The organism is Streptomyces sp. NPDC050617 (assembly GCF_040654795.1).
In the GTDB taxonomy this organism is placed as follows: Bacteria; Actinomycetota; Actinomycetes; order Streptomycetales; family Streptomycetaceae; genus Streptomyces.
Map to the genome: position 1 here is coordinate 1 of NZ_JBFAIS010000055.1, position 25,161 is coordinate 25,161.

Here is a 25,161-nt window from a genome sequence, read left to right on the forward strand (position 1 = left end):
ACAGGGATGACCCTCCGCCTTGCGAGAGCACGCACCAGCCGCCGCGGAGCCCGCCCTCCGGGCGAACGACGGGATTTTGACGACAGGGCCTAGGCCCCGCCTGTCCCCTGGGTGTCGTGCCGTCCGGCTGGCTAGCCTGACCGGAACAGCGAGGCGAGGAGGGCATGTGACGGGCTGGACCGCGCACGACATCCCTGACCAGAGCGGCCGCACGGCGGTGGTGACCGGTGCCAACAGCGGCCTCGGCGAGGTGACCGCCCGCGAACTCGCGCGGCGCGGCGCGACGGTGATGATGGCCTGCCGCAACGAGGCGCGCGGCCGGGCCGCCGAGCGGCGCGTCCGGGAGAGCGTGCCGGGCGCGGACGTGCGGTTCGCGCCGCTGGACCTCGCGAACCTCGCGTCCGTACGGGACTTCGCGGCGTCCTTCCCGCACCACGCGGGCGGCGCCGACCGGCTGGATCTGCTGATCAACAACGCGGGCGTGATGGCGCTGCCGCCGCGCAAGACGGTCGACGGCTTCGAGATGCAGTTCGGCACCAACCACCTGGGGCACTTCGCGCTGACCGGGCTGCTGCTGCCGAATCTGCTCGCCACGCGCGCGGGCGCGCGCGTGGTCACCCTCTCCAGTGGCTTCCACTTCCTGGGCTGCGTCGACCCGCGCGACCTCGACATGGAGCACCGCTACCGGCGCTGGATCGCCTACGGCCGCTCCAAGAGCGCCAATCTGCTCTTCACCCACGAGCTGGCCCGGCGGCTCACGGCAGCCGGTACGGACATGCTGTCGGTCGCCGCACACCCCGGCTACGCGGCGACGAACCTCCAGACGGCCGGCGTCCGCATGGAGGGCCGCGCCACCGCCGAGCGGGTGGTCGAGGTCGCCAACGGCATCATCGGCCAGAGCCCCGAGGGCGGCGCCCTCCCCACCCTGTACGCGGCCACCGCCCCCGGCGTCGTCCAGGACGGCTTCTACGGGCCCCGCAACCAGGTGCGCGGCGCGCCGGGCCGCTCGCTGCGCGCGCGGTGGACGCTCAACGACACGACGAGCGCGGGGCTGTGGGCGGTATCGGAACGGCTGACGGGGGTCTCGTACGAGGCGCTGAGGAGCTGACCCGGCTGTCGGGCTTACTCCACCCCGGCCGCCTGGAGCAGCCGCCGGGCGCCCTCGCCGTCGATGCGGTCGGTGAGGGCGCGCAGTTCCGCCGTGCCGTCGCGGAGGAAGCCATGCGCCGCGGACCGGCGGGCGCCGGTGTCCAGGAGGTGCCACAGGAGGGGGTTGGAGGCGAGGACCTTGGGGTCCAGTTCGACGCGCCGGCCGCCCGCGTCGCGCAGGATCAGCCGGGGCGCCATGCCGTCGGCGGACCGTACGAGGGTGAGCACGTCGGTCCGTACGAGCCGCTCGCGCAGGAGTCCGCGTACGGCCAGCCAGCCGTCGCCCGCGCGCACGCGCGGCGGGAAGAGCACGACGAAGAGCAGCAGCGCGATCCCCGTCCAGCAGCCCGCGCGGGCCGCGTCGAGGCCGCCCCGGCCGAGGTCGATGAGGATCAGCAGCGCGCCGAGCGCGCCGGAGCAGTAGAGGGCGGCGCGCAGGTCGGCCGCCCAGCGCCGGTCGGTGACGAGGGCGTGGGAGCCGTCGGAACGGCCCCGGTGCCGCTGCCGCTGCCGCGTCCGTGTCGAACCGAGGTCTCGTAGCCGTCCCATGCCGGGACGGTAGGTCCGCCGCGCCGCGCCCCGCGGCGGTGTTGACACTTCGCTGACGTCTGCGGCGGGGAGCTTGACGGCGTTCTGACACCGGTGCGGCGCGGCCGCCCCCGGCCGCGTCAAGGACGCGTGAAGATCCCGGCGCGGAGCGCCAAGACGCCGCCAAGGCGCTGCGCCCGGCCGCCTGGTCGCGCTCACGCTGGTCCTCCCACTTGACGGAGGTATGCGAAGAGATGTCCACGCTGGCCAAGAAGCAGCAACGGGCCGCCGGGACCGCCGAGGAACCCCCGGACGGTGGGCCCGCGGCGGAGGACCGACATCGGCTGACGGCCACTCAGGGCCTGGCGGCCCTGTCCCTGGACGCGATGGCGTCGGTGGCGTACGGGCCGGAGGCCATCGTCCTCGTACTGGCGGCGGCCGGCGCGCACGGCCTCGGCTTCACGCTGCCGGTCACGCTCGCGATAGCCGCCCTGCTCGCGGTGCTGGTCGCCTCGTACCGGCAGGTCATCGCGGCCTTTCCGGACGGCGGCGGCTCGTACGCCGTCGCGAAGCGCCACCTGGGCCGCCGCACGAGTCTGGTCACGGCGGCGTCCCTCGTCCTGGACTACGTACTGAACGTGGCCGTGTCGACGACGGCCGGCGTCGCGGCCCTCACCTCCGCCTTCCCCGCGCTCTACGGGGACCGGGTGTGGCTCTGCCTGGGCGTGCTGGCCCTGGTCATGGGCGTCAACCTGCGCGGGATCGTCGACTCGGCGAAGGCGTTCATCGTGCCGACGGCCGTCTTCGTCGGCTCGATCCTGACGATCGTGGCGGTGGGCCTGTTCCGCTCGTCCCCCGCGAGTACGGCCGCGTCCGCCGGGCACGCGTCGGTGCTGGGCCACAGCGCCACGGGGGTGGGCGCGCTGCTGTTGCTGAAAGCTTTCGCCTCGGGCTGTTCGGCGCTGACGGGCGTAGAGGCGGTAGCCAACGCGGTACCGAGTTTCCGCGCCCCGGCGGCCAGGCGCGCGCAGCGCACAGAGATCGCCCTGGGCGCGCTGCTGGGCGTCATGCTGATCGGCCTGTCCGTGCTCATCGGCCGTTTCCACCTCCAGCCGGCCGAGGGCGTGACGGTCCTGGCGCAACTCGCGGACGCCTCGCTGGGCCACAACTGGGCTTTCTACGTCGTGCAGTTCGCGACCGTGGTCCTGCTGGCCCTGGCGGCGAACACCTCCTTCGGAGGCCTCCCGGTCCTGATGGGGCTGCTGGCCCGCGACAACTACCTCCCCCACGTCTTCGGCCTCAAGGCCGACCGCCAGGTCCACCGGCACGGCGTGCTGGCCCTGGCCGCCGTCTCCGCCGCCCTGCTGGTCTTCTCCGGCGGCGACACCAACACGCTGGTGCCGCTCTTCGCGATCGGCGTCTTCGTCGGCTTCACCATCTGCCAGGTGGGCATGGTCCGCCACTGGCGGCAGGAACGTTCCGTCAGGTGGCGCGCCAAGGCCCTGCTCAACGGCTTCGGCGCGCTCCTCACCGGCGTGTCGGCGATCGTGGTGACCGCCACCAAGTTCACCGACGGCGCCTGGCTGATCGTGCTGATGCTGCCGGTCTTCGTCCTGGCCTTCGAGACCGTCCACCGCGCATACGCCCGCATCGGCGCCCGCCTCGGCCTGGGCCGCGTCCCAGAGCCCCCGCACCGCTGCCACTCGGTGGTGATCGTGCCGGTCTCCCACCTGTCCCGCCTGACCAGCGAGGCACTGACGGCAGCTGTGTCGTTGGGGGACGAGGTACGGGCGGTGACGGTGACTCAGCCGGATGCGGAGGGCCGGCGAGCGGCTGAATCTCTGCGCCGCGACTGGGAGCTGTGGCAACCGGGCGTGGATCTCATTGAACTCCCGGCACCGACGCGGGCCTTGGGCCGCCCCATCGTGGACTACGTGCAGACCATGACCGACCGGCACCCGTCGAACCGGGTCACGGTGCTCATACCGGAGGTCGAACCGGCGCATGTGTGGCAGCGGCTGCTCCAGAACCAGCGGGGGGCGGTGATGGCACATGCGGTGCGACGGGATACGGATGCGGTGATTTGCCGGTTGAGGTTTCGGTTGGGGTGAGGGGGGCGGGCCCGCGTGTGCGGGGAACACAACCGAGCGGCGCGGTCAGCAGGCTGGTGCAGGGGACCACCCCCGCGCGTGCGGGGACCACGCACCCATCTTGGTGCCGTACCGGCCCCACGCGGGACCACCCCCGCGCGTGCGGGGACCACAGGACGTGACCTGCTGCTTCAGGTCGGCAGACCCAGGTTTTTACTCACTTCCGCAGACTCCGACATACGGCGCAAACCTCCATCCCCAGCCCAAGGGCCCACGCCGGAACAACGCAAGCAGCGCGACCAAAGTGCCCACTGCATCAGGCAAGGTCCTCATTCGACGTGACCAGTCGCCCCCGGAGTTCATCCGGTGGTTCGAGGAGCGCGTAGTCGGTGACCGTACGACGGTAGTCCCGGTGCCCGGTGTCCTGGGTGTGGCGGCGCATCCACTCCTCAACCCAGTCAGGGCCCCCGGCGCGGATCATCTCTCCGCAGTCCTCGTCCGCGCCGGTGACGCAGTCCGCGCGGTACTCGGGGTACGTCGCCGAGTCCTGCACGATCGACCACGGCACGTAACGGTAAATACGGCTCAACGCTGTCGTCTCCTCGTGATCGGTTCGCCCCGAGGGGCGAGCGGATTCCCGCAGCCCAGCCTCCGGACCCGGCGACTTGGGAATGATGAGCGTCCCGTCGACGCCCCTCTCAGCCATGAGCTGGGACAGCGCAACCCGCGCCGTGCTCCTCACGAGGTCAACCGCCTGGTGCGCTTGGCGAGCTCGTACGATGCCGGAGCCATCTCCGGGACGAGCCGCCAGGAGTCGCCGGCCGCATAGGACCCAGCCCGGTCGCTCAACCGTATGAGCGCTCCAGGGGCCCCACTGAGGTGTCGGGCGGCCACGTTCGGGCGGGTCTCCGGCTCCATGCGGGCAGCATCTCGCCACGATGAGTTGAGCCCCAGGGACACAACGCCCCAGTTTTGCAACGCTATTCGTCAACGCCCAGGAACTCCGCCAACGCCCGAAGCCCCGTCGGGCGGGCAGCGCTGTCCCACAAGTCCGAGACGATCGACACGGCCAGCGTGTGATGCCGCATCCACGTCGGGGCCTGCCGCTTGAGCGATTCCAAGGCTTTCACCGCGCCTTCGGCGTCCCCGACATCCGTGTGCGCCCGCGCCACGTCCAGGAGCAGCCACGTACGCCACGAGGGGGGCGTGTCCTTCGACAGGCGCATCCCCTTGGACAAGGCCAACGCTTCCTCGGGGCGCTCGTGCTGCACCGCCAGCCGTACTCGCTCGACGCGAACGGACGACGTGCTGAAAATGCTCAACAACTTGCCGTTCGCGGGCTTCGGCATGCGCGCCAGCCGCTTGGCTGCCGTCTCGGCGGTACGCATCAGTTCGTCGGCGCGGCCGTAGTCACCGCCCCTGGCGTGGCTGGTGGCGGCGGACATCAGCAACCCGCCCCATACGCGCGTCCCTTCGGCTTCGCTCGTACGACCGTGCTCAACGGTGTCAGCCGCGTGGACGGCGAGGGTCTTGGCGTCGTCCAGCCGGTTCTGACGCTGGTAGGCCCATGCCACGGAGTTGGAGATCATCGGGGCGAGGAGCGGGTCCGCCGAAGCTTCGGCGGCGGCCATGGCGCGCTCCAGCGAGGACAGTGCCAGGTCGGTCTTGCCCATGCGGATGGCCAGATGCCCGCCGAGTTGCAGGGCCTTGCCCAGGGCCGCCTGCCCCGCGGCGCGCTCATCAGCGTTGCCGACGGAGGCAACAAACCGCGCGTCGGCGATGATGCCGGGCAGGATTTCCATCAGCCGGCCGAACTTCGCGTCGTGGTACAGCGTCCAGCCCTCGGTGATCTTGGCGCGCAGGAGCGGTGGGGTCAGCTTCGCCGGGCAAGCGGGTTCCGCCGGAGGGGCGAACAGCGGGGGCATGATGGCGCGGCGCACGGCCACCATCTGCGGAGAATCCGCTTCTCCTGTCGATGGCGCTCCTGGCGGATCGCCGATGAGGCTGGTCAACTCCACGCCCAAGCCATGCGCGAGCGCGTGCAGGGTCGGCAGGGACACGGAACCTCGACGCTGCTGCTCCAGCTTGCGAATCACATCGACCGACACGACTGAGGCTTCCGCCAGCCCTTCTTGCGTGAGGCCCGCCAGCCGACGCAGCCGCCGGACCTTGACGCCCAAGTGCTGTTCACTCACCATGCCGCGAACGCTACGCCGCCAGCGCCTCCGGCGGTTGGCGCTCCACCATCGGCTCACCGCCGCCAAGCCAGGGCGGCGGAAGCATCGCCGCATGCCGACTCGGGCCAGTGCGCAGGGCGCAGCCTTGAAGGAGGCGAGCTTAAGCCCCCTCCGCGCGGGGACCACCAGGGGTCGTTGGCTGAACCTATGCCCCAATGGGGAGCACCCCCGCGTACGCGGGGACCACAGGCCGCGACCTGCTGTTTCATGTCGGCAGACCCAGGTTTTTACTCACTTCCACAGACTCCGACATACGACACACAACTCCCCGTGGCCGATGAAGCGCCGCTGGAACAACGCGAGAAGTCCGGCCAAAGTGCCCGCAACCTCATCCCGGAGCCGGCGCACCTCATGGGCGATGACCGGCCGACACGGGCCAGGCCGCCGTTGAAGTGCTGTTCATCGCCGGCGGAGCGTACGCCGGTCTCGCAGGTGGCATCGAGGCCGCGTACGGAGCCGGCGTGCCGAGCGGGAACCGCAGTGCCTCGTACGTAGCGGCCCGCTCGGTTCCGCACGCCGAGCAACGCCGCATCCCGGCGTCACTGATCCACGGCCACGCGTGCTCACACTGCGGGACCATGCGACCGGTTGCCGTGCGTGCGCGTCCGGTCAGGGTCATCGCGATGTCACGTATCTCGCAAGGGAACTGTGGACCGTGGGGCGCGCCCGGCGGCGGACGTGGTAACTCGACCGCCGCCGGGAGCACCGCCAGTAGTGCCCCCAAGGGCCCGAGGCGGGCAGGGCCCTCCACCGCCCGTGAAGAGGCAGAATCCTCACCAGCTTCATCAGGGACGGACTGCGGTCAGCGTCGGCGTCAGCACCCCGACGAACGACGCCACCGTCACGGCGAACGCGCCCGCCCGGCTCACCCGTCATTCCGCCCCAGGATCCCGGAAGGCAGCACCGGCGCCGGACGCGGCGATGCCGCCTCGCCGATGACCAGCCGCCCCCGAAGTTCATCCGATGGTTCGAGGAGCGCGCAGTTGGTGACCGTGCGGCGGTAGTCCCGGTGCCCGGTGTCCTGGGTGTGGCGGCGCATCCACTCCTCGACCCAGTCAGGGCCCCCGGCGCGGATCATCTCTCCGCAGTCCTTGTCCTCGCCGGTGACGCAGTCCGCGCGGTACTCGGGGTACGTCGCCGGGTCCTGCACGATCGACCACGGCACGTAACGGTAGATACGGCTCAACGCTGTCGCCTCCTCGTGTTCGGTTCGCCCCGAGGGGCAAGCGGGTTTCCGCGGCCCGGCTTCCTGGGCCTGCGACTTGGGTATGACGAGCACCCCGTCGACACCCCGCTCGGCCATGAGCCGGGACAGCTCCGCTCGGCCCGGGCTCCTCATGAGTGCAGCCACCTCATCCGCCCCCACTCCGTTCGCACCTGACGCTCGCACTCTCGGCAGGAGGCGCGCTCACCGCACAGAACCGGTCGCGGCTCGGCTCGGCGGCTACGGTCTCGGCGACCGCCGCATCCCCTGGTCTCATCGACTTGTCTCATCGACCGGTACATGCATCAGTCAACGCGCCGCGACCAAGATCAGTTAACACAGGAGTGACACAGTCTCCCTACGGCCAAAGGCAGTTGGGGTGACTGCCTCCTGTGACCGTGGAAAGGTGGTTCGCATGAGCGATTCGGCACCCACCGCAGGTCAGAACATCGCGGTCCTGCGGAAGGCCCTCGGGTGGGGCCAGGAGCAGTTGGCCCGGCGGATGGGCATCTCGGCATCATTGCTCCGCAAGGTGGAGGACGGCACACGCACCGCGACACCTCCCACGGTCGCCGCGGCGGCCAAGGCCATGAGGATCACGACGGCGCGCATCTACGGGACTCCGTTCAGCGACCCGAGCGAACAGCGCGCCCTGCTGGACGAGTTGCGAGCGACCGTGCGTCGGCACACCATCCCCAAGGAAGACGTCCCGCCCCTCTCCGAACTGGCCGCCGGCCTCCGCGAGGCGACCCAGCTCCGCGCCGACACCCGCTATCTGGAGCTCCTCCGCAAGCTGCCGAAGCTCCTCGGACAGGCGACAGCCGTCGCACTCACAGCGGGTGGGGACGCGCAGGCATGGGGGCAACTCGCAGACCTGTACGGGTGCGCGTACGCCGTCGCCCACCGGCTCTCGCAGTCGGGCCTGGCCGACATGATCGTGTCCCGCCAGCAGTGGGCGGCCATGCAGACGTGGAATCCGGACGCCGTGGCCGGGGCCGCGTGGAACGAAGCCGGGACGTACCAGAGCGCAGGCGAGTACGGCGACGGGCTCACCATCGTCGACCGGGCCATCGTCCAGTACGAGCAGGCGCACGCGACGGGCACCCTCGAAGCAGCCATATCGCTTGGTTCGCTCCACCTCCGGGGCGTCGTGCTCGCCAGCAGGGCGAAGGACCGGAACGCGTGGGCGGCCCACAACGAACACGCCAGAACCCTTGCCGCGCGGTTCCCACGTGACGTACTGCGGCACAACCTCACCTTCGGGCCGGGCAACCAGGCACTGTACGAACTGGCCGCGCACGTCGAGCTGGCCCGACCCGACCGGGCGTCGGAAATGGCGCAGCCCCTCATGGACAACCCGCCGGAAGGACTCGGCCTCAACCGCATCGGGCGACTCTGCATCGACACGGCACGGGCCCGCCTCGACCTCAACGACATCCGGGGCGCGGAAGAAGCGCTCAAGCGCGCGCACGAGATCTCGCCGCAGATGGCAGAGATCCACCCCATGGCCCGCGAAGTGCTCCGCGTCCTGTTCATCCTCCACCAGCGGAGCAGGCCCGACCTGATGAGCCTCGCCAGCCGCTCAGGACTCACGCCAGAGCTGTAGGCCCCCACTCCTCACTTGTCCATCAACGACCCTCGGGCCGTCACCAGCACCCCACCCATCCAGAGCACCTGCAACACCGCTCAGCCCCCGCTCGCCGCAACCAACCGCCTCCCCCGCCCAACGTCATCGAGCCGTGAGCCGTAGAAGGACCGAGGGAGAACCCCGACACACGCCCGCAATCCCCCTATCACAAACCCCCTCCATCGTTGATCGTTGAGCCATACGATCGCAGGCGGTCAAGACGGTCAACGGAACGTGCGGGAACGTGCGGGAACACGCGGAAGCGAGGGGATACGTGCCATGCCGATCAGTCGCAGACGACTCCTGACCACCGGCGGAGGTCTCGCCCTGACCGGCGGGCTCGCCGCCGCGTGTGGTTCCAACACCGGTCGTGAGGGCGGGGGTTCGAGCAACGCGCCCACCATCTCGCAGTGGTACCACCAGTACGGCGAGCCCGGTGCCGAGCAGGCCGTGAAGCGGTACGCGGCCGCGTACCGCAAAGCCAAGGTCACCGTCCAATGGCGGCCCGGTAATTACGATCAGCAGACCGCAGCCGCTCTGCTGACCGACTCCGGGCCGGACGTCTTCGAGGTCAACGGGCCGACTCTCGACCAGATCCGGGGCGGTCAGGTCCTCGACCTCACCGATCTCATCTCGGACGTACGCAGCGACTTCAACCGCACCGTCCTGGCCCCCAAGATCTACGACGGCAAAGTGTGGGGCATTCCGCAGGTCATAGACACCCAGCTGCTCTACTACCGCAAGAGCCTCCTCTCCGCCGCCGGGGTCGAGCCGCCGGACACCCTCGACGCGCTCGTCGACGCCGCGAAGCGACTGACCGAGAACCTCAAGGGCAAGAAGACCAAAGGGCTGTTTCTCGGCAATGACGGCGGGGTGGGGGTCCTCGGCGGCACCCCCCTCTTCGCATCGGGGCTCTCCCTCATCACCGACGACGGGAAGGTCGGCTTCGACGATCCGGCCGCCGCTCGCGCCCTCGGCAAAGTTCACCAGCTCTACGCGGAGAAGTCGCTGCTGCTCGGCGCCCCCGCCGACTGGTCCGATCCCTCCGCGTTCATCCAGGGGCTGACCGCGATGCAGTGGTCCGGGCTGTGGGCGCTGCCGCAGATCAAGAAGGCGCTCGGCGACGACTTCGGGGTGCTGCCGTTCCCGAAGGACGGGCCGGACGGCAGGCCCGCCGTGCCCGTCGGCGCGTACGCGACCGCCGTGAGCGCCCGCAGCAAGGACAAGAAGGCGGCCACGGCGTACGCGAAGTGGTTGTGGGTCGATCGGACGGACTACCAGGAGGACTTCGCGCTGTCGTACGGGTTCCACATCCCGGCCCGTACGTCCCTCGCCAAAAAGGCGGAGCGGCTCCGGGGCGGGGCGGCGGCCGATGCGGTGCGACTGGCCACCGAGTACGGCTACGCGGAGCCGCTGTTGTGGACGCCCGCGGCCAAGGTCGCGTACCAGGACGCGCTGAGCCGCGTCATCAAGGACGGCGCGAACCCGGAGAGCGAGCTGCGGGCGGTGGTCCGCAAGACCGACGCCGAGCTGCGGCGCGTACGGAAGTCGGCCTGAATGGAGCCCACCCCGACCAGCCGGCCCACCCCGCGCACCCTGCCCGCGCGGCGGCCCGGAGGACTGCGCACACGCCTGCTCGGGCCGCAGAACCGGAACCTCTGGTTCTGGGTCTTCGTCGGCCCGTTCGCGATCGGCCTCGCCCTCTTCACCTACGTACCGCTCGCCTGGAGCGTCTACCTCAGCTTCTTCGACGCCCACAACACCGTCTCCCCCACCCACTTCACCGGGCTCGACAACTACATCTCCATGCTGGGCGACTCCGCCTTCACCAGCAGCCTGTGGACCTTCGTCGTCTTCACCCTCTTCATCGTCCCGGCGACCTACGCCCTGGCCCTCGGCCTCGCCCTCGCGGTCAACCGGCTCCGCTTCGCCCAGGCGTTCTTCCGCTCGGTCTTCTTCCTGCCGGCCGCCTGCTCGTACGTCGTTGCGGCCCTGGTCTGGAAGCTGTCGATCTTCAACGGGGTGCGGTTCGGGCTGGCCAACACCATCCTCGGCTGGTTCGGCGGCGACCAGACGGCCTGGCTGTCGACAACCCACCCGCCCTGGTACTGGCTGGTCATCGTGACCGTACGGCTCTGGCTCCAGGCCGGCTTCTACATGATCCTCTTCCTCGCCGGGCTCCAGCGCATCCCCGCGCAGCTGTACGAGGCCGCCGCCGTGGACGGCGCACGCCCCGGCTGGCAGACGTTCCGGCACATCACCTTCCCCGCCCTGCGCGCCACGTCCGTCGCCGTCGTCCTGCTGCTGGTCATCAACGCCTTCCAGGCGTTCGACGAGTTCTACAACCTGCTCTCGGACTCCCGCGGCTATCCCCCGTACGCCCGGCCGCCGCTCGTCTACCTCTACTACACGGCCCTCGGCCAGGGGCAGAACCTCGGGCTCGGCAGCGCCGGCGCCGTCATCCTCGCGCTGATCGTCGCCGTGGTGACCGTCGCGCAGGCCCGCTGGTTCGGGCTCGGCCGAAAGGAGGCGTGACGTACGTGACGTATGTGAAGACCACAAGACAATCCGGAACCACCCATGACGCCCTCACCCGCGCCGGGCGCGCCCTGCGCGTCGTCCTCCTGATCGCCCTCGCCGTCCTCTTCCTGATCCCCTTCTACCTCCTCCTGCGCAACGGCCTCTCCAGCGAGCAGGACATCACCTCGGCCGACTGGACTTTCTTCCCCTCCGAGCTGAAGTGGTCCAACCTCCGCGAGCTGTTCGACGACCCCGCCGTGCCGATGGCGCACGCGCTGCTCAACTCGACGCTGATCGCCGTCGCCACGACGCTCGGCACCCTGCTGCTGGCCTCGCTCGCGGGGTACGGCCTGGCCCGCATCCCGTACCGCTTCGCCGACGCCGTCTTCTACGCGATCCTGGGCACCCTGATGGTCCCGGCCGCCGTCACCTTCGTGCCGACGTTCGTGCTGGTCTCCTCGCTGGGCTGGGTCTCCTCGCTGCGCGGGCTGATCGTGCCGACGCTGTTCTCCGCCTTCGCGTGCTTCGTCTTCCGCCAGTACTTCCTGGGCTTCCCCAAGGAGTTGGAGGACGCGGCCCACATCGACGGGCTCGGCCACTGGCGCACGTACTGGCGCATCGTCGTCCCCAACTCGCTCCCGGTCTTCGCGGCCGTCGCCACGATCGTCTTCATCGGGGCCTGGAATTCGTTCCTGTGGCCGCTGGTCATCGGTCAGGACAAGGACGCCTGGACCGTGCAGGTCGCCCTCTCCACCTTCCTGACCTCGCAGACCGTCAACATCCATGAGCTGTTCGTCGCGGCCGCCGTCTCGATCGTCCCGCTGCTGCTCGTCTTCGTGCTGCTCCAGCGCTACATCGTCGCCGGCGTCGAGCGTTCCGGCATCGACGACTGAGACGACCGAGGCGGCTGAGACGGTTGAGATAACTGAGTCGGCTGAGACGATCGAGATGGCTGAGATAACTGAGTCTGCTGAGATATCTGAGGCAACTGAGTCGGCTGAGATACCTGGGTCGCGCCGAGCGCCTGGGATGAACGAGACGGCTGAATGTGCGGCTGGTCGCCGCCCCGCAACAGCGCCGCCCCCAGCGGCGTCAGCGTATGCATGACCGCGCTGCCGTGCCGCAGCGTGAGGACCAGCCCGGCCTCGCGCAGCACCCCGGCGTGCTGGCTGGCCGAGGCCGTCGACACCCCTGCCCTGCGGGCGAGTTCGCTGGTGGTGCAGCCGCCGCCGATCGAGCCGAGCACGGCGGAGCGGGTCTGGCCGACCAGTTTGCCCAGCGAGCGCGGGGCGGTGGCCACGGCGGGCGCGGCGCGCGTCGGATGCCGTACCGGGTAGACGAGTACGGGCGTCAGCTGCGGGTTCTGGAAGGTGACCGGGGTGCGGCGGCAGAAGAACGAGGGCAGGAGCAGCAACCCCCGTCCGTTCAGGTGGAGATCGCGGTCCACCGGGTAGTCGGCCTCCAGGACGGGGGGCCGCCAGCGCAGCATCGGCGGCAGCGAGGTGAGCAGCGCGTCCGCCCCGCCGGCCAGCAGCGCCCGCCCGCGCACGGCCCGGTCCGCCTCGATGCGGGCCTGTACGTGCGTCCAGTAGGGGGCGACGGCGGCCTGGTGGTACGCGTCGAGCGCGCCGATCAGCTTGTGGAACGCGCGCGCCTCGCCCTCGGCCATGGACCGTATCCAGCCAGGCAGGGTACGGGCGGTGGTGAGCCGGTTCAGTTCACCGTGCACCCGCTCGGGCGGTGTGGCGCGCACCGCGGCCATCCCGGATTCCAGCCCGAGAACGCCTTCGGGCGGTGTCAGAAAGTCCGGGAAATAGCCGCGCGACGGAACCAGCGGTCCGAGTAATCTCGTTTCACCATTCAACCGGGCACGGGTTTCCGAGCGCCAATCCCCGAAGATCGACTCGCCTTGTTTGTCCCGAAGTCTGTGCAGGCTCAAAACGGTTTCCCACAGCGCGTCCGGCCCGCCCGCCAGGCGTAACCGGGCCAGATCGAGTCCAGTGAAGTGGACACGTAACACCAAACCCCCACATGCGACATACGAACCACCCCCGGCTCCCTGAGTATGCACGCCGACACAGGCGGTCACCATGCCCTTTTAGCCACAGTTGAAAGGACTCGCGGCGAACATCTCAGAAGCGAAATTCTATTCCTGCGACCGGGGCCGCCCCCGCTCGTTCCCGTGGGGGGTGACGAGTAATAAGCGGCCGACCGGTACGCGCGTCGCGGCCCGAGCCGATGCGGGCTGTGACAACTCCCGGTGGGGGGAGACAGAAGGGGCGGCGTCCCCGCACGGACGCCGCCCCTTCATGGGAGCCGAAGCCGCCCCCGGAACGAGGGTCGGGGTTGCCGGTGGCGGCCTCGGTGGTCTCTGCTCGCGCGCCCTCGCGCGCCCTTCGCTGCCTGCTCTTAGTCCGCTCTTTGTCCGCTCTTCGTCTGCTCTTTGTCTGCTGCTCCGGGGAGCTACCTGCTGTCGCTGCCCTTCGACTGCGCCGCCGCCCGGCCCGCCTCCAGGCGCGCCACCGGGATGCGGAACGGCGAGCATGAGACGTAGTCCAGGCCCACCTCGTGGAAGAAGTGCACCGAGTCCGGGTCGCCGCCGTGCTCGCCGCAGACGCCGAGCTTGAGGTCGGGGCGGGTGGCGCGGCCGGCCTTCACCGCGTCCCGTACGAGCGTCCCGACGCCGTCCCGGTCGATGGTCTCGAACGGGCTGACCCCGAAGATGCCCTTCTCCAGGTAGGCCGTGAAGAAGCTCGCCTCCACGTCGTCGCGGGAGAAGCCCCAGACGGTCTGGGTGAGGTCGTTGGTGCCGAAGGAGAAGAACTCGGCGGCCTCCGCGATCTGACCGGCTGTCAGGGCAGCGCGGGGCAGCTCGATCATGGTGCCGAGGGCGAGCTTCAGGTCCGCGCCGGTGGCCTGCCGGACCTCGGCCAGGACCCGTTCGGCGTCCTCGCGGACGATCTCCAGCTCCTGGACGGTGCCGACCAGCGGGATCATGATCTCCGCGCGCGGGTCGCCCTTGGCCTCGATGCGGGCCGCCGCCGCCTCGGCGATGGCCCGTACCTGCATGGTGAACAGGCCCGGGATGACCAGGCCGAGGCGGACGCCGCGCAGCCCCAGCATCGGGTTCTGCTCGTGCAGCTTGTGCACGGCCTGGAGGAGCCGCAGGTCGTTCTCGTTGTGGTCCTTGCGGGACTCGGCGAGCGCGACCCGTACCGACAGCTCGGTGATGTCGGGCAGGAACTCGTGCAGCGGCGGGTCCAGCAGCCGTACGGTCACCGGAAGCCCGTCCATCGACTCGAACAGCTCGATGAAGTCGGCCCTTTGGAGCGGCAGCAAGGCACCCAGTGCCTCCTCCCGCTCGGCCTCGGTGTCGGCGAGGATCAGGTGCTCCACCAGCTCCCGGCGCTCGCCGAGGAACATGTGCTCGGTGCGGCACAGGCCGATGCCCTGGGCGCCGAACCGCCGGGCGCGCGAGGCATCTTCGGCGTTGTCGGCGTTGGCCCGTACCCGCAGCCGGCGCATCCGGTCCGCGTACGCCATGATCCGGTGGACGGACTTGACCAGGTCGTCGGCGTCGTCCGCGCCCGCGTGCATCCGGCCCTCGAAGTACTCGACCACCGGGGAGGGCACGACGGGGACCTCGCCGAGGTAGACCTTGCCGGAGGAGCCGTCGATGGAGACGGTGTCGCCCTCCTCGATGACGGTGCCGCCGGGGGTCGTCATCCGCCGCCGCTTGGTGTCGACTTCGAGCTCCTCGGCGCCGCACACGCAGGTCTTGCCCATACCGCGGGCGACGACCGCGGCGTGCGAGGTCTTGCCGCCGCGGGAGGTCAGGATGGCCTCGGCGGCGATCATGCCGTTGAGGTCGTCGGGGTTGGTCTCGCGGCGGATGAGGATGACCTTCTCGCCCGACCGGGACCACTTGACGGCCGTGTACGAGTCGAAGACGGCCTTGCCGACGGCCGCGCCCGGCGAGGCGGCGATGCCCCGCCCCAGCAGCCGCGCGGTGGCTCCGTCGTCGAACCGCGGGAACATCAACTGCGCCAGCTGTGCGCCGTTGACCCGCTGCAGCGCCTCGGCCTCGTCGATGAGCCCCTGGTCGACGAGTTGCGTCGCGATCCGGAAGGCGGCGCCCGCGGTGCGCTTGCCGACCCGCGTCTGGAGCATCCACAGCCGGCCGCGCTCGATGGTGAACTCGATGTCGCACAGGTCCTTGTAGTGCGTTTCGAGGGTCTCCATGATCTGCATCAGCTGGTCGTACGACGCCTTGTCGAGGGCCTCCAGCTCGGCGAGCGGCACGGTGTTGCGGATGCCCGCGACGACGTCCTCGCCCTGCGCGTTCTGCAGGTAGTCGCCGTAGACGCCCTGCTGGCCGCTGGCCGGGTCGCGGGTGAAGGCGACGCCGGTGCCCGAGTCGGGGCCGAGGTTGCCGAAGACCATGGAGCAGATGTTGACGGCGGTGCCGAGGTCGCCGGGGATGCGCTCCTGGCGGCGGTAGAGCTTGGCCCGCTCGGTGTTCCAGGAGTCGAAGACGGCCCGTACGGCGAGGTCCATCTGCTCGCGGGGCTCCTGCGGGAAGTCGCGGCCGGTCTCCTTGGCGACGATCTCCTTGAACCGCGCGACGAGCGCTTCGAGGTCGGCCGCGTCGAGATCGACGTCCGTGGCGGCGCCCTTGGCGTGCTTGGCGTCCTCCAGCGCGCCCTCGAAGAGGTCCCCGTCGACGTCGAGCACGGTCTTGCCGAACATCTGGATGAGGCGGCGGTACGAGTCCCACGCGAACCGCTCGTCGCCGGCCTGCGCCGCGAGCCCGGCCACGGACTCGTCGGAGAGCCCGATGTTCAGGACGGTGTCCATCATGCCGGGCATGGAGAACTTGGCGCCGGAGCGCACGGAGACCAGCAGCGGGTCGTCGGCCTGGCCGAGCCGCTTGCCCATCCGCCGCTCCAGGGCGTCGAGGTGCGCACTCACCTCGGCGCACAGCGCCTCGGGCTCACTGCCGCTGTCGAGATAGACCTTGCACGCCTCGGTGGTGATGGTGAAGCCCGGAGGGACGGGCAGGCCGAGGTTGGTCATTTCGGCGAGGTTGGCCCCCTTCCCGCCGAGCAGATCCTTCAGGTCCTTGTTGCCCTCGGTGAAGTCGTAAACGAACTTCTGGCGATCTTCTTGTTCCGGCACGGGACTGTCTCCTCGCGGACGGCTGCCCTGACGGCGAGGAACATACCCAGATCGAAGGCGTCTGGGTACGTCCACTTGGCCGACGTACGGGCGTAACCACTCTGCTGCCGCGAGATCGAAAGATCGTGTGACGACGACGCCTGTTGCCCATTCCTTCACTTGTCGAACGGAAGACTCCGCCCAGCCACTCGCCCCTCGACCTCGCTGACGCTCGGTGACCATTTCCTTGATCACCCGAACCCAATGAGGGTGGCACCCAGTGCCACCCTTTGGGAAGTGCACTCCAGTCAATTTCGCTCATCTGAGCGTAACCTCTATCAGAGGTGGCGAGAATCACGCCGTCGCACGCGCCCCCGTTCCGCTATTCGGACCTACGGGCGCGCCGACGCCGTGCGCACGCGGCGTCAGCCCCCCGACGTGTCCAACTCCGCCTCCGCGCCCACCTCGGCACGGTCGTACGGGTCGTCCAGCCAGCCGTCCGGCAGGACCACCCGGTTGCGGCCGGACGTACGCCCGCGCGGCCCGTCCGCGCCCGCCGGCCACGGCTGGTCGAGGTCCAGCTCGCTCATCAGAGCGCCCAGCTCGTCCAGGGACGAGGTGACGGCGAGCCGCTTGCGCATCTCGGAGCCCACCGAGAATCCCTTGGTGTACCAGGCCACGTGCTTGCGGAAGTCGATGACGCCCCGCTCCTCGCTGTCCAGCCACCGGGCCAGCAGCTCCGCGTGGCGCAGCATGACGCGGGAGACTTCGCCGAGCGTGGGGGCCGCGTACGTCACGCCCGTACCGCCCGTACCGCCCGTGCCGCTCGCACCGCCCGTACCGTCAGCACCGCCCGTGCCGCCCGTACCGTCAGCGCCGCCCGTGCCTGCGCCACCGGCCTCGCTCTCGAAGGCGGCCACCAGGTCGCCGAAGAGCCAGGGGCGGCCCAGGCAGCCGCGGCCGACCACGACGCCGTCGCAGCCGGTCTCGCGGACCATGCGCAGCGCGTCGTCCGCCGACCAGATATCGCCATTTCCGAGCACGGGGATCTCGGGGACGCTCTCCTTGAGGCGCGCGATGGCCTCCCAGTCCGCCGTGCCGCCGTAGTGCTGGGCCGCCGTGCGCCCGTGCAGGGCGATGGCCGTGACGCCCTCGTCCACGGCGATGCGCCCGGCGTCGAGGTAGGTGATGTGGTCGTCGTCGATGCCCTTGCGCATCTTCATAGTGACCGGCAGCCCGCCCGCGCCCGTGACCGCCTCGCGCAGGATCGAGCGCAGCAGATTGCGCTTGTACGGCAGGGCCGAGCCGCCGCCCTTGCGGGTCACCTTGGGCACCGGGCAGCCGAAGTTGAGGTCGATGTGGTCCGCCAGGTCCTCGTCCACGATCATCCGTACGGCCTTGCCGACGGTGGCCGGGTCCACCCCGTACAGCTGGATCGAGCGCGGCCGCTCGGTCCCGTCGAAGTGGATCAGCCGCATCGTCTTGGCGTCCCGCTCGACCAGCGCCCGCGTCGTGATCATCTCGCTGACGAACAGCCCCTTGCCGCCCGAGAACTCCCGGCACAGCGTGCGGAAGGGGGCGTTGGTGATCCCCGCCATCGGCGCGAGGACCACCGGCGGCTGCACCGAGTGGGGACCGATCTTCAGCTGCGTCATCGAGGGGCTTCCTTGCGCGGGGAGAACTGGGCGGACCTCCCATTGTCCCGCACCTTCGGCGGGGCCTCACGTCCCGCCGGCCTCGTCGGTCCGGTCGGCCTGGGGCATGGCCCGCGTCCCGCCGGGCCCGGGCGGCTCGGGGCCTGGGCTCGCGCCCCGCCGGCTCCGTGAGAGGCGTGCACCCTCGTCCGGAGCGCTGCGCCCTCATCCGAAGCGACGCGCCGGAGCCGGGGAGCGGTGATCGTTGTAGCGTTCGAATATGTCCGAGCTGAACCATCGTCGGCGGATGCTCGTCCTGGCGATCTGCTGCATGAGCCTGCTGATCGTCAGCCTCGACAACACCGTGCTCAATGTCGCGCTGCCCTCCATGCAGAAGGAGCTGGGCGCCAGCGTCTCCGGCATGCAGTGGACGATCGACGCCTACACCCTCGTCCTCGCCTCGCTGCTGATGCTCGCCGGCTCGACCGCCGACCGCATCGGCCGCCGCCGCGTCTTCCAGGCCGGTCTCGTGATCTTCACCGTCTCCTCGGCGCTGTGCAGCATGGCGCCGAGCCTGCCCTGGCTGGTCGCCTTCCGGATGCTCCAGGCCGTCGGCGGCTCGATGCTCAACCCCGTGGCGATGTCGATCATCACCAACACCTTCACCGAGCCGCGGGAGCGGGCCCGCGCGATCGGCGTGTGGGGCGGCGTGGTCGGCATCAGCATGGCCGCGGGGCCCGTGGTCGGCGGGCTGCTCGTGCAGACGGTCGGCTGGCGCTCGATCTTCTGGATCAATCTGCCGGTCGGGCTGGCCGCGCTGCTGCTGACCATGCGGTACGTGCCGGAGTCCCGCGCCCCCGAGCCGCGCCGCCCCGACCCCGTGGGGCAGCTGCTGGTCATCGGGGTGCTCGGGGCCGTCACGTACGCGATCATCGAGGCGCCCGGCGCGGGCTGGGACTCGCCGCTGATCATCGGCTGCGCGGCCGTCGCCGCGGCCTCGCTCGCGGGGCTGCTGTACTACGAGCGGCGCCGCGTACAACCCCTGATCGACCTGCGCTTCTTCCGCAGCGCGCCGTTCAGCGGCGCTACGGTCATAGCCGTCTGCGCCTTCGCCTCGCTCAGCGGCTTCCTCTTCCTCAACACCCTCTACCTCCAGAACGTGCGCGGGCTCTCGGCCCTGCACGCCGGGCTGTGGATGCTGCCGATGGCGGCCATGACGCTGGTCTTCGCGCCGCTGTCCGGGCGGCTCGTCGGCAGCCGCGGGCCGCGGCTGTCCCTGCTGTGCGCGGGGGCCGCGATGGCGGCCAGCGGGCTGGTGTTCGCCGTCTTCGAGGGGGAGGCGCACGTGCCGCTGCTGTTCGCCGGGTACGTGCTGTTCGGCGTCGGCTTCGGGCTGGTCAACGCCCCGATCACGAACACCGCGGTGTCCGGCATGCCGCGCAGCCAGGCGGGCGTCGCCGCCGCCGTCGCCTCCACCAGCCGGCAGGTCGGCGGCTCGCTGGGCGTCGCGGTGATCGGCGCGGTGCTGGCGTCGGGTGTGAGCGGCGGCCACTACAGCCTGGGCGGCTTCACGGACGCGAGCCGCCCGGCCTGGTGGATCATCACCGGCTGCGGCACGGCCGTACTGCTGCTGGGCGCGCTGACCACCGGGCGCTGGGCGCAGGGGACGGCGCGCCACGCGGCCGGGCTCTTCGAGGACGCGTCGCGGCCTCAGACCGCCGCGGCCTCCCCGGCCGAGCGCGGCGACGGGCCCGCCAGCACCAGTCCGTGAAGCCGGTGCAGCCGCTCGCGGGTCTCCTCGTCCTGGGGTGTGTAGGTCAGCATCCGGGGGCCGGAGTTGGGGCCGGTCCACAGCGCGGTGTACTGCATCCGCAGCAGGCCGACGCGCGACTGCCGGAAGACCCAGGTGCGCGTGGTGGCCCGTACGACCTCGTGCCGCGCCCAGAGCTCGCGGAACTCCGGCGACCCGTCCTGCAACCGCTTGAGCAGCGCCTTCCAGGCGGGATCGGCGAGGTGCTCGGCCATGGAGGCGCGGAACTTGGCGGCCATCGAGCGGGCCACCTCGTCCCGGTTGACCAGGCTCTGGGACCAGGCGGCGTTGGTGAAGGCCAGCAGCATGCAGTTGCGGTCCTCCTGCGGGAGGGCGTCCAGGTCGCACATCAGCTGCCCGTACGTGCGGTTGTGGGCGAGGATGTCGTACCGGCTGTTCTGCACGCAGGCCGGGAAGGGCTCCAGCTGCCGGAGCATCGTGCGGAGCGACTCGGAGACACCCGTGCACTCGGCGTTGGGGTGCGGGTCGGCGGTCCCGGCGAGGGCGAAGAGGTGGAAGCGCTCGCTGTGGTCGAGCATCAGGGCGCGGGCCAGTGAGTCCAGCACCTGCGCCGAGACTCTTATGTCGCGTGCCTGCTCCAACCACGTGTACCAGGTGACGCCGACGGCGGCGAGGTGCGCGACCTCTTCCCGGCGCAGGCCGGGGGTGCGGCGGCGCCGGCCGCGGACGAGGCCCGCCTGCTCGGGGGATATGCGCTCGCGGCGGCTGCGGAGGAAGGCGGCGAGCTCGCTGCGGCGGACCTCGGCGCCGGCGTCGCGGCGGGCCTCGGGCTCGGCCGCGGTGCTTCTCGCGGCGTCCCGTGCCGGGCCCCTCGCCATGCGGCCGGACTCTTGCGCCATGGTGGTCATGGAGACAAGGATGCCGGAGGGCTCAGGGGGTTTCCAGGTACTGCGGGTACCAGCATAAGCAGACACTGGTACCTGGTTGAGGGGTCGAGGAAGCTCGTTCCGTGACCACCACGACCTCGCGGGGAGAGCCCCGCGCATCCGCTCCTTCCGCGTCTTCCGCTCCTGCTGCCTCCGCCTCCCCCACTGCCCCTCCCGCTTCTCCTGCCGCCGCCTCCCCCGTGCTGACCCCGCTGGGCCTGATCACGGTGCTGATCGGCGCGGCGCTGCCGATGATCGACTTCTTTATCGTCAATGTGGCGCTGCCGACGATCGACCGCGATCTGCACGCGGGCCCCGCGATGCTGGAAATGGTCGTCGGGGGGTACGGCGTCGCGTACGCGGTGCTGCTGGTGCTCGGCGGGCGGCTCGGCGACATGATCGGCCGGCGGCGGCTGTTCCTGTGGGGCACGGTGGCGTTCGGCGTGACCTCGGTGGCGTGCGGGCTCGCGCCCGACGCCTGGACGCTGGTGGCGGCCCGGGTGGCGCAGGGCGCGGCCTCCGCGCTGATGCTGCCGCAGGTGCTGGCGACCATCCAGGCCACCACGAGCGGGCAGCGCCGCGGCAAGGCGCTGAGCATGTACAGCGGCACGGCGGGCGTGGCGAGCGCGGTCGGCCAGGTGCTCGGCGGCGTGCTCGTCTCCATCGACCTCCTCGGGACCGGCTGGCGCTCGATATTCCTGGTCAACGCGCCGGTCGCGGTCGTCGCCCTGCTGCTCGCGGTGCGTACGGTCCCCGAGACCCGCTCCGCGCACCCGACCCGCGTGGACGGGCCCGGCACGGCGCTGCTGTCGATCACGCTGGTCTCGCTGCTGCTGCCGCTGACGGAGGGCCGGGCGGCGGGGTGGCCTGCGTGGTCGTGGGCGCTGCTGGCGGTCTTCCCGTTCGCGGCGACGGCGTTCGTGCTCGTCGAGCGCCGCGCGGAGCGCGCGGGCCGCACGCCGCTGGTGCCGCCGTCGCTGCTGCGGATCAAGTCGATGCGCAGCGGGCTCTCGATGCTGGTGCCGTTCTCGCTCGGCTGGGGCGGCTTCATGTTCGTCGTCGCGGTGGCGCTCCAGGACGGGCTGCGGCTCGGCCCGCTCGCGGCGGGGCTGGCGCTGCTGCCGCTGTGCGTGACGTTCTTCATCGGCACGCTGATCGGCCCGCGGCTGGTGGGCCGCCTCGGCCGGCGCGCGGTGACGGCGGGCGCCCTGGTCCAGGCGACGGGCCTGATCTCGCTCCTGGCGACCTTCTCCTGGGGCTGGGACGGCCTCGGCGCGATCGGCCCCGCCCCGGCGCTGGCCGTCCTGGGCCTCGGGCAGGGCCTGCTGCTCCCGCTGACCATACGCATCATCCTGAGCGAGGTCCCCGTGGCCCAGGCCGGAGTCGGCGGCGGCGTCCTGGTCACCACCCAGCAGTCCTTCATGGCCCTGGGCGTGGCCACCCTCGGCACGCTCTTCCTGTCCCTGGCCCCGTCCATGGGCATGCGCGACGCCCTGACGGTGACGCTGGCGGCACAGCTCGTGGCGGTGGCGGCGACGGTGGCGCTGAGCCTGCGGCTGCCGCGGACGGTGCGGTGACGGGCGGGAGGGGGTGTGGCGGGCGCGCGAACCGCGCCTGTCCGCCCCTCCCCCGCGGCCCTCAGGGCGCCGTCAGGCCACGCCCAAGAAGCGCAATACGGCCAGTACCCGGCGGTGGTCGGCGTCCGCCTTGGGGAGGTCGAGTTTGGCGAGGATGCTGTTGATGTGCTTGGCGACCGCGCTCTCGCTCACCACGAGCTGCTCGGCGATGCCGGCGTTGGAGCGGCCGCCGGCCATCAGCTCCAGGACCTCGCGCTCGCGCCGGGTGAGCCGGTCCAGGGGGTCGCTGTGGCGGCGTACGAGGAGCTGCGAGACGACCTGCGGGTCGAGGGCCGTACCGCCTTCGGCGACGCGGCGGAGCGCGTCGATGAACTCCTCGACGTCGGCGACCCGTTGCTTGAGGAGGTAACCGACGCCGCTGGTGTTGGCGGCGAGCAGATCGGCCGCGTACCGCTCCTCCACGTACTGCGAGAGCATCAGCACCGCCACGCCCGGCCACTGCCGCCGGATGACGAGCGCGGCCCGTACGCCCTCGTCGGTGAAGCCCGGCGGCATGCGGACGTCCACGACGGCGATGTCCGGCCGGTGCTCCTCCACCGCCGCCAGCAGCGCCTCGGCGTCGCCCACCTCCGCGACCACCTCGAATCCGGCCGCTTCCAGGACCTTCACCAGGCCGATCCGGAGCAGGACGGAATCCTCGGCGATCACAGCGCGCACGGCAGCTCCACGGTGACGATGGTCGGGCCCGCAGGGGGGCTGCTGACAGAGAACGTGCCGTCGACCGACGCGACGCGCTTGGCGAGCCCGGCGAGCCCGGTGCCCGCGGCCGGGTCCGCGCCCCCCACGCCGTCGTCGGCGATGACCACCAGCAGTGTCGCACCGAACCGTTCGACGGTGACCGCCGCCTCCGACGCCTGGGCGTGCTTGACCACGTTGGCGAGGGCTTCGGAGACCACGAAGTAGGCGACCGCCTCGACCGTGGCGGAGGGCCGCGCGGGCAGGTCCACCGTCAGCCGTACGGGCAGCGGGGCGCGCGCCGCGATGCCGGACAGCGCGGCGTCCAGACCCCGGTCCTCCAGGACGGCCGGGTGCAGCCCCCGTACGAGGTTGCTGAGCTCGGCTATCGCCTCCTTCGCCTCCCGGTGCGCCTCGTCGATCACCGCCCGCGCCGGGTCGGAGAGCTGGTCGCCGAGCGTGGCCCTGGCCAGGCCCAGGTTGACCGCCATGGAGACGAGGCGCTGCTGCGCACCGTCGTGCAGGTCCCGTTCGATGCGCCGCCGCTCCTCGTCCGCCGCGTCCACGACGCCCGCGCGGCTCTCGGTGAGGTCCTCGACCCGGCGGGCGAGCTTCTCCTCCCGGCTGGGGCCGAGCAGGGCGACCGCGTTGCGGGTGTCGAGCCGGGCGAGCGCGCCGGCCAGCCAGGCCGTGCCGTAGAGGGCGGCGACGCCGGCGGCGGTGACGTACGCGGCGTCCGTCGAGTAGCCGTCCCAGCTGAGCCGCCAGTGCACCGGCAGTATCCAGATCCAGAGGTAGACCGTGGCGGCCGCCGCCGACGTGATGGCCGTGAGGAGCGTCAGCAGCCCGCAGAAGGCGACGGCCGGGCCGAGCAGCAGGTGGTAGCGGAGCTCCCGGGCGGTCGCCCGGGACCGCAGCCACCCGAGGGCGCGCCGCCGCCACGCCCCGCGCCCGTCGCCTTCCGGGGCGCGCTCGCGCCGGGGCAGCCGCGGGATGACCACGCCGCGCATGCGCCGGAAGCGGCGGCGCTGTGCGGCGGTGAGGACGGGCGACGCGACCGCGACGAACGGCAGCGGCAGGGCGATCGCCATGAGGATGTCCACCATCGAGGACGGCACGTAGACGATCCACGGCACGGCCATGACGCCCACGAACACGTACTGGTTCAGGATGCCCGCGACGGCGAACGCCGTGGCACCGCCGGTGCCTTCGAAGTGCCGCCGCCAGACGGTGGGGATACGCATGGAAGAACGGTATGCGCGCCGGTCAGGGCCGAACCATGCCGCTGCTGCCCGTTCCGGGGGTATAGCTGGTACCACCCCCGGACGGACAGCCACGCTACTGACCGCGGCGCCCCGGCGGCGGAGGCTGGTCACCGTGCAGAAGCGACCGGCCGACGAGGAGCCCGCCCCCATGAACGTAGTCGAGCTGCGGAGCGCCGCGCCGACGTTCCCCACGGTGCCGGACCGACGCTCCCGACGCCTCGGCCACGCCCTCGTGGCCTGCGGCCTCGCCCTGCTCCCGTGGCTCGTCGCCCTGGCCGCCGCCGACCGGCCGGCGGTCTGGGTGGGCCTCGACGCGCTGGAAGCGCTGGCCCTCATCGGTACGGGCGTCCTGACCGTACGCCGGGACCGGCACCGGGGCGCGGCGGCCGGGGCCACGGGGATGCTGCTGGTGGCCGACGCCTGGTTCGACACCATGACGGCTGCGCCGGGCGCGGGCTTCGCCACCGCCTTGGCCATGGCCCTGGCCGTGGAACTGCCGCTGGCCGCGCTATGCGCCGTACTCGCCGTACGAGCGTCCTCAAACGCCGGACGGGCTTGATGGGACGCGCCGCCGAGCCGCCGCGCGGCGGAGCCCTCCCCCGCCAAGGCCAGGTCCGGGCCCCACACACACCAATCGCCGGGGGGGGGGGGGGGGGGGCCCCCCCGGGGGGGGGGGGGGGGCGCCCCCCCCACCCCCCCCCCCCCCCGCACCCCCCCCCCCACCCCCCCCCGCCCGGGTGT

Annotated in this window: 20 protein-coding genes; 9 read left to right on the top strand and 11 right to left on the bottom strand. The window is 71.2% G+C overall.

Annotated elements, in window-relative coordinates; all coding sequences use genetic code 11:
- The first annotated feature begins 166 nt into the window (after positions 1-166).
- Positions 167-1,108: an oxidoreductase gene (locus AB0I49_RS37535; protein WP_363231718.1), complete on the top strand. Its 942-nt coding sequence runs from the start codon at positions 167-169 to the stop codon at positions 1,106-1,108.
- Between the two features lie 14 nt (positions 1,109-1,122).
- On the opposite strand, the gene AB0I49_RS37540 is transcribed toward AB0I49_RS37535, so the two are convergent.
- Positions 1,123-1,698 (bottom strand): hypothetical protein, encoded by a 576-nt coding sequence (locus AB0I49_RS37540; RefSeq protein WP_363231719.1) that lies wholly within the window; start codon positions 1,696-1,698, stop codon positions 1,123-1,125.
- A 233-nt stretch (positions 1,699-1,931) separates the two neighbouring features.
- Between AB0I49_RS37540 and AB0I49_RS37545 the strand changes: the two genes are divergently transcribed.
- The gene (locus AB0I49_RS37545; protein ID WP_363231720.1) at positions 1,932-3,788 is read left to right on the top strand and encodes an APC family permease; all 1,857 of its coding nucleotides are present in this window, start codon (positions 1,932-1,934) and stop codon (positions 3,786-3,788) included.
- A 295-nt stretch (positions 3,789-4,083) separates the two neighbouring features.
- Here AB0I49_RS37545 and AB0I49_RS37550 read toward each other — a convergent pair whose 3' ends face one another.
- The 4 genes from AB0I49_RS37550 to AB0I49_RS37565 all read right to left on the bottom strand — a co-directional run bounded on the left by AB0I49_RS37550 (position 4,084) and on the right by AB0I49_RS37565 (position 7,190).
- Positions 4,084-4,356 carry a hypothetical protein gene (locus AB0I49_RS37550; RefSeq protein WP_363231721.1) on the bottom strand — a complete coding sequence of 91 codons (273 nt, stop codon included), beginning with the start codon at positions 4,354-4,356 and terminating at the stop codon, positions 4,084-4,086.
- Positions 4,357-4,747: 391 nt separating this feature from the next.
- A complete protein-coding gene (locus AB0I49_RS37555) occupies positions 4,748-5,962 on the bottom strand; it encodes a helix-turn-helix transcriptional regulator (RefSeq protein WP_363231734.1) in 1,215 nt (404 codons plus the stop codon).
- A gap of 391 nt (positions 5,963-6,353) precedes the next feature.
- Positions 6,354-6,623: a DUF6255 family natural product biosynthesis protein gene (locus tag AB0I49_RS37560; RefSeq protein ID WP_363231722.1), complete on the bottom strand. Its 270-nt coding sequence runs from the start codon at positions 6,621-6,623 to the stop codon at positions 6,354-6,356.
- 246 nt (positions 6,624-6,869) lie between these two features.
- Positions 6,870-7,190 (bottom strand): hypothetical protein, encoded by a 321-nt coding sequence (locus tag AB0I49_RS37565; RefSeq protein ID WP_363231723.1) that lies wholly within the window; start codon positions 7,188-7,190, stop codon positions 6,870-6,872.
- A 433-nt stretch (positions 7,191-7,623) separates the two neighbouring features.
- On the opposite strand from AB0I49_RS37565, the gene AB0I49_RS37570 reads away from it, so the two are divergent.
- The 4 genes from AB0I49_RS37570 (at position 7,624) to AB0I49_RS37585 (ending at position 12,248) form a co-directional block, all read left to right on the top strand.
- Positions 7,624-8,814 (top strand): helix-turn-helix transcriptional regulator, encoded by a 1,191-nt coding sequence (locus tag AB0I49_RS37570; protein WP_363231724.1) that lies wholly within the window; start codon positions 7,624-7,626, stop codon positions 8,812-8,814.
- 300 nt (positions 8,815-9,114) lie between these two features.
- Positions 9,115-10,392: a sugar ABC transporter substrate-binding protein gene (locus tag AB0I49_RS37575; RefSeq protein ID WP_363231725.1), complete on the top strand. Its 1,278-nt coding sequence runs from the start codon at positions 9,115-9,117 to the stop codon at positions 10,390-10,392.
- 63 nt (positions 10,393-10,455) lie between these two features.
- Positions 10,456-11,370 (top strand): sugar ABC transporter permease, encoded by a 915-nt coding sequence (locus AB0I49_RS37580; protein ID WP_363231735.1) that lies wholly within the window; start codon positions 10,456-10,458, stop codon positions 11,368-11,370.
- Between the two features lie 5 nt (positions 11,371-11,375).
- Entirely contained in the window at positions 11,376-12,248 is an 873-nt protein-coding gene (locus AB0I49_RS37585) for a carbohydrate ABC transporter permease (RefSeq protein ID WP_363231736.1), read from the top strand.
- On the opposite strand, the gene AB0I49_RS37590 is transcribed toward AB0I49_RS37585, so the two are convergent.
- From AB0I49_RS37590 to dusB, 3 genes are all read right to left on the bottom strand, one after another.
- A complete protein-coding gene (locus AB0I49_RS37590) occupies positions 12,206-13,117 on the bottom strand; it encodes a helix-turn-helix domain-containing protein (protein WP_363231726.1) in 912 nt (303 codons plus the stop codon). The two genes, AB0I49_RS37585 and AB0I49_RS37590, sit on opposite strands and share 43 nt — an antisense overlap.
- 701 nt (positions 13,118-13,818) lie before the next feature.
- Positions 13,819-16,533: a pyruvate, phosphate dikinase gene (ppdK, locus tag AB0I49_RS37595; RefSeq protein ID WP_363231727.1), complete on the bottom strand. Its 2,715-nt coding sequence runs from the start codon at positions 16,531-16,533 to the stop codon at positions 13,819-13,821.
- A gap of 404 nt (positions 16,534-16,937) precedes the next feature.
- Positions 16,938-18,167 (bottom strand): tRNA dihydrouridine synthase DusB, encoded by a 1,230-nt coding sequence (dusB, locus tag AB0I49_RS37600; RefSeq protein ID WP_363231728.1) that lies wholly within the window; start codon positions 18,165-18,167, stop codon positions 16,938-16,940.
- A 259-nt stretch (positions 18,168-18,426) separates the two neighbouring features.
- Here dusB and AB0I49_RS37605 point away from each other — a divergent pair, with 259 nt between their 5' ends.
- Positions 18,427-19,917: an MFS transporter gene (locus AB0I49_RS37605; RefSeq protein ID WP_363231729.1), complete on the top strand. Its 1,491-nt coding sequence runs from the start codon at positions 18,427-18,429 to the stop codon at positions 19,915-19,917.
- On the opposite strand, the gene AB0I49_RS37610 is transcribed toward AB0I49_RS37605, so the two are convergent.
- Entirely contained in the window at positions 19,857-20,825 is a 969-nt protein-coding gene (locus tag AB0I49_RS37610) for a helix-turn-helix transcriptional regulator (RefSeq protein WP_363231730.1), read from the bottom strand. The genes AB0I49_RS37605 and AB0I49_RS37610 overlap by 61 nt on opposite strands.
- Before the next feature lie 218 nt (positions 20,826-21,043).
- On the opposite strand from AB0I49_RS37610, the gene AB0I49_RS37615 reads away from it, so the two are divergent.
- Positions 21,044-22,420 carry an MFS transporter gene (locus AB0I49_RS37615; RefSeq protein ID WP_363231737.1) on the top strand — a complete coding sequence of 459 codons (1,377 nt, stop codon included), beginning with the start codon at positions 21,044-21,046 and terminating at the stop codon, positions 22,418-22,420.
- Positions 22,421-22,492: 72 nt separating this feature from the next.
- On the opposite strand, the gene AB0I49_RS37620 is transcribed toward AB0I49_RS37615, so the two are convergent.
- Entirely contained in the window at positions 22,493-23,137 is a 645-nt protein-coding gene (locus tag AB0I49_RS37620; RefSeq protein WP_363231731.1) for a response regulator transcription factor, read from the bottom strand.
- Positions 23,125-24,399 carry a histidine kinase gene (locus AB0I49_RS37625; RefSeq protein ID WP_363231732.1) on the bottom strand — a complete coding sequence of 425 codons (1,275 nt, stop codon included), beginning with the start codon at positions 24,397-24,399 and terminating at the stop codon, positions 23,125-23,127. Before AB0I49_RS37625 ends, AB0I49_RS37620 begins: the two co-directional genes overlap by 13 nt.
- A gap of 169 nt (positions 24,400-24,568) precedes the next feature.
- Here AB0I49_RS37625 and AB0I49_RS37630 point away from each other — a divergent pair, with 169 nt between their 5' ends.
- The gene (locus AB0I49_RS37630) at positions 24,569-24,979 is read left to right on the top strand and encodes a hypothetical protein (protein ID WP_363231733.1); all 411 of its coding nucleotides are present in this window, start codon (positions 24,569-24,571) and stop codon (positions 24,977-24,979) included.
- Positions 24,980-25,161 lie beyond the last annotated feature (182 nt).

Coding starts and splice junctions, on each gene's coding strand:
- AB0I49_RS37590 (WP_363231726.1), bottom strand. CDS start 13,117: ATGGCCGCGGTGCGCGCCACACCGCCCGAGCGGGTGCACGGTGAACTG.
- dusB (WP_363231728.1), bottom strand. CDS start 18,167: ATGACGCAGCTGAAGATCGGTCCCCACTCGGTGCAGCCGCCGGTGGTC.
- AB0I49_RS37570 (WP_363231724.1), top strand. CDS start 7,624: ATGAGCGATTCGGCACCCACCGCAGGTCAGAACATCGCGGTCCTGCGG.
- AB0I49_RS37575 (WP_363231725.1), top strand. CDS start 9,115: ATGCCGATCAGTCGCAGACGACTCCTGACCACCGGCGGAGGTCTCGCC.
- AB0I49_RS37540 (WP_363231719.1), bottom strand. CDS start 1,698: ATGGGACGGCTACGAGACCTCGGTTCGACACGGACGCGGCAGCGGCAG.
- AB0I49_RS37605 (WP_363231729.1), top strand. CDS start 18,427: ATGTCCGAGCTGAACCATCGTCGGCGGATGCTCGTCCTGGCGATCTGC.
- AB0I49_RS37545 (WP_363231720.1), top strand. CDS start 1,932: ATGTCCACGCTGGCCAAGAAGCAGCAACGGGCCGCCGGGACCGCCGAG.
- AB0I49_RS37560 (WP_363231722.1), bottom strand. CDS start 6,623: ATGACCCTGACCGGACGCGCACGCACGGCAACCGGTCGCATGGTCCCG.
- AB0I49_RS37625 (WP_363231732.1), bottom strand. CDS start 24,399: ATGCGTATCCCCACCGTCTGGCGGCGGCACTTCGAAGGCACCGGCGGT.
- AB0I49_RS37610 (WP_363231730.1), bottom strand. CDS start 20,825: ATGACCACCATGGCGCAAGAGTCCGGCCGCATGGCGAGGGGCCCGGCA.
- AB0I49_RS37630 (WP_363231733.1), top strand. CDS start 24,569: ATGAACGTAGTCGAGCTGCGGAGCGCCGCGCCGACGTTCCCCACGGTG.